This window comes from Novosphingobium sp. (assembly GCF_027486195.1).
In the GTDB taxonomy this organism is placed as follows: Bacteria; Pseudomonadota; Alphaproteobacteria; order Sphingomonadales; family Sphingomonadaceae; genus Novosphingobium.
Genome location: NZ_JAIXPP010000112.1, coordinates 1 through 5,907, shown reverse-complemented (window position 1 = coordinate 5,907; position 5,907 = coordinate 1). Strand labels below are relative to the sequence as shown.

At 67.0% G+C, this 5,907-nt stretch carries 5 protein-coding genes; 3 read left to right on the top strand and 2 right to left on the bottom strand.

What is annotated here, in order from left to right; all coding sequences use genetic code 11:
• Positions 1-809, bottom strand: an 809-nt coding sequence (locus Q0071_RS19270) for an acyl-CoA dehydrogenase family protein (RefSeq protein ID WP_298173543.1), incomplete at its 3' end; no start/stop codon positions are given.
• 124 nt (positions 810-933) lie between these two features.
• Positions 934-2,073: an acyl-CoA dehydrogenase family protein gene (locus Q0071_RS19265; RefSeq protein WP_298173540.1), complete on the bottom strand. Its 1,140-nt coding sequence runs from the start codon at positions 2,071-2,073 to the stop codon at positions 934-936.
• 88 nt (positions 2,074-2,161) lie between these two features.
• Between Q0071_RS19265 and Q0071_RS19260 the strand changes: the two genes are divergently transcribed.
• The 3 genes from Q0071_RS19260 to Q0071_RS19250 all read left to right on the top strand — a co-directional run.
• A complete protein-coding gene (locus tag Q0071_RS19260; RefSeq protein WP_298173537.1) occupies positions 2,162-2,968 on the top strand; it encodes a crotonase/enoyl-CoA hydratase family protein in 807 nt (268 codons plus the stop codon).
• Between the two features lie 146 nt (positions 2,969-3,114).
• Entirely contained in the window at positions 3,115-3,993 is an 879-nt protein-coding gene (gene thiL / locus Q0071_RS19255; RefSeq protein WP_298173534.1) for a thiamine-phosphate kinase, read from the top strand.
• A 112-nt stretch (positions 3,994-4,105) separates the two neighbouring features.
• Positions 4,106-5,907: sodium-translocating pyrophosphatase (locus Q0071_RS19250; protein WP_298173531.1), on the top strand; the 1,802-nt coding region annotated here is incomplete at its 3' end.

Below are 5,907 nucleotides of genomic sequence, written 5' to 3'. Positions count from 1 at the left end.
TTGAGGGCGTATTCGATGGTGAAGCCGATGGCGCCGTGCATGCGGTGCGCGATGGGCACCGCGCGGTCCACGGCGATGCCCATGCGCAGCTTGGCCGCCGCGATCTCGAAGCTGGCGTGTCCGTAATCCAGCGCCGCCGCGCAGGCTGCGGCTGAGGCGTCGACAGCCGCCGCTTCCTCGGAAAATTCGGCCATTGCCTGCTGCACCGCCTGAAACTTCGCCAGCGCCCGGCCAAATTGCACGCGCGTGTTCACGTGATCGATGGCGAGCGTAAACGCCGCCTCCAGCGCGCCGCTCGCCTGCGCGACGCGGGCAAACGCGCCCAGCGCCAGCAGATCGACCTCGCAAGGGGCCGTCGCAACCGCCGCGCCGGTGAAGCTGACGGCATCCCAAGGCTCACCCGCAGGCGAAAGCCCTTCGTCAAACGTGCAGGCATCGGCGTGATAGAGCGAGAGCGTGCCGCCCTCCACCTGCACCACTGCCGCAGCATGGCGACCATAAGGCACCCGCAGCCCCGGCGCGGCGATGGAAATCAGGCCCTCCGGCGCGGCGATCCCCGCCTTCGCCAGCAGCCAATGCGCAATCACCGGCTCGGCCAGCGGCGCGGCCAAGGCATTGAGCCCCGCCAGCCGCAGCACGGCCAGCACATCGCCCCAATCCCCGCCAAAGCCGCCCGCATCCTCGGGCACCAGCAGGGTGGAGAACCCGGCCTCGGCCACTTGCGGCCAGCTTTCCGCAAACGGCTTCCCCGCCAGATCGGCAAACAGGCCCGCGGCCATATCGGTGAGCAGGGTACGATTTTCGCTCATCAGAGCTGGTTCCTCATAAATAACTCAAAACCCAACTCCGTTCGTGTCGAGCGAAGTCGAGACACCCCACGCCGCGCCCGGTGTCTCGACTTCGCTCGACACGAACGGGAGTGGGATGACTGTGTCACCGCAGGCCGAGGCCCTTGGCAATGATCCCGCGCAGCACTTCGGGCGTGCCGCCGCGCAGCGAGAAGCTCGGGCTCGCGACGAGGATCCAGGTCAGCAGGCGCGAAAGGTCGCTCTTGCCCGCAAGGTCCGCGTTCACCGCCGCCTGCACCGCGCGCGGCAGGGCCTGTTCGTAGGCGTTGCCGAGGTCCTTGACGATGGCCGCCTCAACCACCGGGTCCTCGCCCGCCGCCAGCTTGGCGATGGTCGACATCGACATCTGCCTGAGGGTCCACATTTCCGCCGTCAGCCGCCCGATCAGCTGCGCGGTCGGCGCATCTGGCTCAGGCCCCATGGCGTCGATCAGCGCGACAAGCAGCATGTGGCTGGAGAGATAGCGCTCCGGCCCGGACCGTTCGAGCGCGAGTTCGGCGACGACCTGCTTCCAGCCATTGCCTTCGACGCCCACCAGCGCATCGTGCGGCAGGAGGACGTCCTCAAACCAGATCTCGTTGAAGTGGTGCGTGCCCGTCATGTCGATGATCGGGCGGATGGTGATGCCCGGCGTATCGAGGTCGATCATCATCTGCGAAAGGCCGGTGTGGCGCTCGCTGCCCTCTTCGGTGCGCAGCAGGGTAAGCGCGGCGTGGCTGCGATGCGCGCCGCTGGTCCACACCTTCTGGCCGTTGATGCGCCAGCCCTCGTTGGTCTTCTTGGCGGAGGTGCGCACGCTGGCAAGGTCCGATCCCGAGCCGGGTTCGGACAGGCCGATACAAGCGTAGATCTCGCCGCGCGCCATGCCGGGGAGGTACTTTTCGCGCTGCGCTTCGGTGCCGTAGCGCAGGAGGAGCGGGCCGGTCTGCCGGTCGGCGATCCAGTGGAGGCCCGCCGGGGCGCCTGCCGCCAGCAGCTCTTCCAGCACGACATAGCGTTCGAGCATCGTGCGCTCGTGCCCGCCATACTGCTTGGGCCAAGTCATGCCGAGGAGGCCGGCGCTGCCCAGCGCCTTCGAAAACTCCTCGTCGAAGCTGAACCAGCAATTGGCGCGCAGCTCGACTGGCCACTTGGCTTCGTGCTTCGCCACAAGGTCGCGAACCTGTTGGCGCAGGGCGGGAATGTCCCCCTCGGGGAGGAACGGATGGAGCGGGAATATTTGCATCGGCTCCGTCACTATGGCAGCGCGCGGGCCATCGCAATCGCAAGATTGCTAGTGTCACAGCCCAGAGGGGCAAATCGGGAGAGCCGCCATGACCACCCCATTCCTCCACGAAGAGCGCCGCGGGCGCGTCGCCATCCTGACCATGGACCGCGCGGAATCGATGAACGCGATCGGCACGCTGGAAGATTGCGACAACATCGTCGACACGTTCTTCCGCCTCGCCAATGATCGCTCGGTCAGCGCCATCGTGCTGACGGGCGCGGGCCGCGCCTTCTGCACCGGCGGCAACATCAAGGGCATCCGCGACCGGCAGGGCATCGGTCCGCTCGACCAGCCCGATTCGACCGCCGCGAATTACCGCCGCGGCGTGCAACGCGCGACCCGCGCGATGCTCGATTGCGAAGTGCCGATGATCGCCGCGATCAACGGCCACGCCATCGGCCTCGGGCTGGATCTGGCCTGCGTGTGCGATCTGCGCCTTGCCGCCGATACCGCGAAGATGGCCGCCAGCTTCATCAAGGTCGGCATCATCCCCGGCGATGGCGGCGCGTGGACGCTGCAGAAGATCATCGGCTATTCCAAGGCCGCCGAACTCTTCCTCACGGGCCGCACGTTCGATGCGGCCTATGCGCAGTCCATCGGGCTTGTTGGCGATGTGGTCCCGGCGGACCAGCTGCTGGAAAAGGCCGTCGCGCTCGCCGAGGAAATCGCCGCCAACAGCCCCCGCGCGCTGCGCCTGACCAAGCGCCTGCTGCGCGAAGCCCAGCATGGCCGCGCGGGCGATGTGCTTGAGCTTTCGGCTGCGTTCCAGGCCATCGTGCATGAAACGGCGGACCACAAGGAAGCGGTCAACGCGATTCTGGAAAAGCGCGCACCGGTGTTTACGGGGGACTGAGGGCGGGTGCGCAGCCGCCCATGCCCTCCCGCCCCAATCCCCGCTCACCCTGAGCCTGTCGAAGGGTGTGGCCGCACGCGCCGCGCCAGCATGCTTCGACAAGCTCAGCATGAGCGGGGTTGGGTTGGAACATGTAAGGGGCAAGCATGACCCCCGAAGCCGCCTTCATCACCGCCTTGCGAGGCCTCGCCTCGCACCCTGCAGCGCGCGGCCTCGCCGATGATTGTGCGGTGCTGGAGGTGGGCGGAGAAGCCCTCATCCTCACCCACGACATGATGGTCGAGGGCGTGCACTGGCTGCCAGGGCAGGATCCGGCAGACATCGCATGGAAGCTTCTCGCCACCAACCTTTCGGACCTTGCCGCCAAGGGCGCCGAGCCGCTCGGCGTGCTGCTGGGCTACACCCTCGCCGCCGAGAACACCCGCTTTGCCGAGGGGCTGGGCGAGGCGCTGGCGCATTTCGGCGTGCCGCTGCTGGGCGGGGATACGGTGCGCGGGTCCGGGGCGCAGTCGCTGGGCCTCACCGCGCTGGGCCGCGCCACGCATCGGCCTGTCCCCTCGCGCAGCGGCGCACAGGCCGGAGACGGCATCTGGATCACCGGCCCCGTCGGCGCGGCCATGCTGGGGTTCGAGGCGCTCTCCGCCGGTAACACATCAGCAGACACTTCCGCTTACCGCCGCCCCCTGCCCCGGCTCGCCGAAGGCCGCGCGCTGGCGCCGCTCGTCACCGCGATGATGGACGTATCGGACGGGCTGCTGCTCGATGCGAGCCGAATGGCTGCGGCAAGCGCGGCGACATTTGCGCTCGATCCCACCCTCATACCCCTCCCCGCCGACCTGCCGCCCGAACGCGCCCGCGACGCGCTCAGCTGGGGGGACGACTACGAGCTGCTGTTCACCCTTCCCGCGGGCACCGCGCCACCCTGCCAGGCACATCGCATCGGTATCGTCCTGCCCCTCGGGACCGCAGCTCTGCTCCTCGGCGACACTCCGCCGGAAGGCATGCTCGGCTACGAACATTGCTGAAAAATCACACCTAAAGGCTTGCGGCATGAAAATTATGCACTAGCCTCCCGCCCCGACCCGCGAACGACGGGTACCGGCCGAAAAAGGCCGGTCAATAAAGGGGGTGTCTGTTGTGAGTTTAACCGTAACCGCAATCGTATTGGGGGTCGTGGCCATCATCTATGGCTTCGTCACCAGCCAGCAGGTGCTCGGCGCACCGGCCGGCAATGCCAAGATGCAGGAAATCGCCGCCGCCATCCAGGAAGGTGCGCAAGCCTACCTGAAGCGCCAGTATACCACGATCGGCATCGTCGGCGTCATCATGGCCGTCATCGTCGCTGCCGCGCTCGGGCCCATCTCGGCCGCAGGCTTCGTCATCGGTGCCGTCCTCTCGGGCGTCGCGGGCTTCATCGGCATGAACATTTCGGTGCGTGCCAACGTGCGCACTGCTGCCGCCGCGCAGACGGGCCTGCAGGCCGGCCTCACGCTCGCCTTCCGCGCGGGCGCGATCACCGGCATGCTTGTCGCTGGCCTTGCGCTCCTCGCGATTGCGGGCCTGTTCTGGTATCTCACCGGCCCCGGCGGCTACAGCGTCGGCGGTGAAGACCGCACCGTGGTCCTCGCCCTCACCGGCCTCGCGTTCGGCGCCTCGCTCATCTCGATCTTCGCGCGCCTCGGCGGCGGCATCTTCACCAAGGCGGCAGACGTCGGCGCCGATCTCGTCGGCAAGGTCGAAGCAGGGATCCCCGAAGATGACCCACGCAACCCCGCCGTGATCGCAGACAACGTGGGCGACAACGTCGGCGATTGCGCCGGCATGGCCGCCGACTTGTTCGAGACCTATGTCGTCACCGTCGGCGCGACGATGATCCTCACCGCGCTCCTGCTCAAGAACGCCAGCAACCTGATCGATCTCATGGCGATGCCGCTGCTCATCGGCGGCGTCTGCATCGTCACCTCGATCATCGGCACTTATTTCGTCCGCCTGGGTGGCGGCAAGAACATCATGGGCGCGATGTACAAGGGCTTCCTGGTCACCGCCGTGCTCTCCGTCCCCGCCATCTGGTGGGCGATCAGCCACTCGCTGGGCGGCGATATGGAAGCGCCCATCGGGGATCAGGCCTACACCGGCCGCATCCTGTTCTATTGCGCTTTCCTCGGTCTCGTCATCACCGGCGTGATCATCTGGATCACGGAATACTACACCGGCACCAACTACCGCCCGGTCCGCTCCATCGCCAAGGCCTCCGAAACCGGCCACGGCACCAACGTGATCCAGGGCCTCGCCATCAGCCTTGAATCGACCGCCATGCCCACGCTCGTGATCTGCGCGGGCATCATCATCGCCTTCAAGCTCGCCGGCCTCATGGGCATTGCCTATGCGGCAACCGCGATGCTGGCGCTGGCCGGTATGGTCGTCGCGCTGGACGCTTACGGCCCCGTTACCGACAACGCCGGCGGCATCGCCGAAATGGCCGGTCTCGACGATTCCGTCCGCGAAAAGACCGACGCGCTCGATGCGGTGGGCAACACCACCAAGGCCGTCACCAAGGGCTATGCCATCGGCTCGGCCGGCCTTGCCGCGCTGGTGCTCTTCGCCACCTACACGACCGACCTGCGCGAGTTCTTCCCGGACCTGCAGGTCTCCTTCAGCCTCGAAAACCCCTACGTCATCGTCGGCCTCCTGCTCGGCGCGCTCCTGCCCTACCTCTTCGGAGCTATGGGCATGACCGCGGTGGGCCGCGCCGCTGGCGACGTGGTGAAGGACGTGCGCGACCAGTTCCGCGAAAATCCCGGCATCATGACCTACGATGTGAAGCCGGACTACGCGCGGACCGTCGATCTCGTGACCAAGGCCGCGATCAAGGAAATGATCATCCCGTCGCTGCTGCCGGTGCTCGCACCGATCGTGGTGTACTTCGTGATCGCCGCCGT

Coding starts and splice junctions, on each gene's coding strand:
- Q0071_RS19260 (WP_298173537.1), top strand. CDS start 2,162: ATGACCACCCCATTCCTCCACGAAGAGCGCCGCGGGCGCGTCGCCATC.
- thiL (WP_298173534.1), top strand. CDS start 3,115: ATGACCCCCGAAGCCGCCTTCATCACCGCCTTGCGAGGCCTCGCCTCG.
- Q0071_RS19265 (WP_298173540.1), bottom strand. CDS start 2,073: ATGCAAATATTCCCGCTCCATCCGTTCCTCCCCGAGGGGGACATTCCC.